The following is a 2,978-nucleotide window of genomic DNA, read 5'->3' as shown; positions in this document are numbered from 1 at the left end:
GGATATGTTCCGTTCAAGGACGATTCCGAGAAATGGAACACGCACGATGACGGACTTGACGCAGGTTTCGTCAATCCATTGAAGACTGTCAGCAAGCGCTTCAGCGACAAGCCAACTGCACTTGGCGGAACGACAAGTTCTTCTGTAAGCGGTTCGTTCTATGCAGGTGTGGGACCTTGGGACGGAAGCAAATGGAAAGGCAATACAATAGGAGGTTCTTACAGCTACTCCAGCGATACCAGCAAGGGACTTTCCGCATTCGTTGACTTGAACGGTGACGGACTTCCTGACAAGGTATATAAGTCTGGTGGTTCCGTATATTATCGTCCACAGGTCAAGACTGACAACGGAGAAGTAGTATATGGTGAGCCTGTCAAGGTAAAGGGTATCAGTAACTTCTCGACAACCAAAAGTTCTACGAACTCTTTCGGTGCGAAAGCCGTTGTCGGTTGGAATGTTCTGACTGCCGTTGTCGGAACGGACAAGTCAACCACTAAGACAAAGACCACTCAGTATTTCAGCGACATCAACGGTGACGGACTTGTTGACCTCGTTTCCAATGGCAAGGTATATTTCAACCATTTGGAGTTTGATCAGTCTGGCAATGCCGTGCCTACGTTTACATTGAGCAGTGCCGACACGCCAAGCCCAATCATCTATGGTGGCAAGGTTGACACTTCTGTCATGGAGGTCAGTAAGGATGAGCAGGCGGAAGCCATCAAGAACTCACCGATGGAGGATATTGTGCGTGTATGGCAGGCTCCTAAGGACGGAACAGTAAGCGTGGCAGGTCAAGTAAGCCTTGTCGCTCCTACTGGAGACTATGACGCTGACGAATACCAAAAAGCAGACGGCGTAAGAGTTGCTATCCAAAAGGGTGGCAATGAGCTTTGGAACAAGACTATTGCAAAGGGCGACGGCAGTTCTTATGCCGCTGCAGTCTCTTCTGTTGCCGTCAAGCGAGGTGACAGAATCTATTTCCGTGTACAGTCGGGTTCCGAGGAAACAAGCAACGGCTCATTTGACAAGGTGAACTGGTCGCCTACCATTACATACGCTGGCGAATCTAATGTTTTGCCTAACGGGCTTTCTTCAACAGAGTACAAGCCTGAGGATGGTGCCATCTATGATGTGAACACCTCTGCCAATGTGGAGAATGGTTCAAGTGTTGAAGTTCACAGTGTCTTCCACAAGCCTGTAACAACCGACGATGTTGTTCTCAGCATCATCGGCAGCAACGACAAGAAAGACAGTGACGGAAACGACAACCCGAACTATACCAAGAAGACAGTCTTTGCTCGTACATTGAAGGCTGGTGAGGCTTTCAATGGCGATTCACTCAACATCAGTCTGGAGAATACAGAAAAGCTGACCAACTTCAGCTTTGAGATTTCATCTACCTCAAATGTTGATTGGAAGAATATCGGTTGGCAAGCGTCTGTGACTTATACGGACTCTGCCAATATCGAACAGACGGTAGCCGTTCCTGCATACTACAATACATTTGCAAATGCCTTGGCAGAGGGCAAGCCATACTTGACCACTGCGACTGATACCGTTTTGGTTGTGTCGCCAGTGCTTACCCTTTCTGACAATTCCATCAATGGACAGGTTACTTTGACCGCCAAGACAGAGGATGCACTCATCGGCAAGAAGTCTTTCAACATCGAGAATGGCATCTTGAAAGCCGATACTCTGCGATTTGCAACTATTGCAGGAAAGAACATCTGGTTTGAATACAGCTATCCGGCAGCAATCTCTAATGAAACTGTTACTTCAGCCTCTGTTTCCATTCTGAAAGATGCGGCAGGGCTCGTAACAGAGAATGTGCTTGCTGGATTCTATGCAGAGAATGACAATCTTGGCTTCGGTATGCTTTACCATGGCTGGGGAGGTTTTGTTTATAACTCGGCAGAGGGCAGATATGCAAAGCCTATTGACGAGTCATTGCTGAAATTGCCTGAAAACGAGAACGACAAGGTTGACCCTCTCACGATGGAATTCACTCCATTGGGTACAGACCAGACTTCTATGGACAAGTGGGTCGGTCAGCGACAGGACATCTATCTTACTGCAACCGAGGCAAGTACAGCCCGATTGACAGAACAGGATGTACTCCTTACCAATCCATTGGATAACAATGCTGAAGTGGCAGGACTTGCTGGTGAATATTTGCAGGGTACTGGTGCGACAGCTGTAAGCCAAGTGGTATCAAGCAAGAGTACCGTTGTGCAAGGAGGTGCACTTGGCATTACCCACAACAATGCAAATGGCAGTTCCAAGACGGAAGTTGCCATGATGGATATGAATGGTGACGGATTCCCGGACATCATAGCTGGTGGTACTATCCAATACACCAATTCGCAGGGCGGATTGAGTGGAGAAATCTACAAGGGTATCGGAGCTAATAACTCTGACAATGCTTCTGAAGCATGGGGATATGGCGGCAATCCAGTAGCTTCTGTGTCTGGCATTACAAAACTTATCTCAGGAAGCAAGTCTTCCGCACAGAACCAACAGAGTTCATGGCTGGCTCAATTCTCCATTTCCGGCAGTGCGCCAAAGAATACGGATGAAGCTGTAGAATCGTTCATAGATATCAATGGCGATGGACTACCAGACAAGATTCTTTCCGACAAGAAAGTAAGATTAAATCTGGGCTATGCCTTTACTGAACCTATTGATTGGGGACTTGACCGCATACAGAGTGGTAAGAGCCTTTCTTATAATATTGGCGCAGGTGGCGATGTAAGTCATGACTGGGGAAAATTTGAAGATGAGAAATACCAAGGTATAAACAAGGCTTCCGGTAGCTTCTCAGCAGGCTTTGGTCTCGTAACCTCTGAAAGCGAAGAGGAGTATAATCTTATCGACATCAATTCTGACGGTCTTCCTGACAAGGTATGGAAGAATGGTGACGGTATCACTGTTGCCCTCAATACAGGCAATGGCTTTGACGAGCCTATCAGTTGGAAGGG

Annotated in this window: 1 pseudogene; it reads left to right on the top strand. The window is 47.4% G+C overall.

What is annotated here, in order from left to right:
• Window positions 1–2,978: pseudogene (locus tag DXA74_RS16375) on the top strand (type IV secretion protein Rhs); the annotation flags it as partial.

Origin of the sequence: Bacteroides sp. OF04-15BH (assembly GCF_003477995.1) — a bacterium.
GTDB lineage: Bacteria > Bacteroidota > Bacteroidia > Bacteroidales > Bacteroidaceae > Paraprevotella.
The sequence above is the reverse complement of the archived record's forward strand: the minus strand, read 5'-3'. Positions and strand labels throughout refer to the sequence as shown.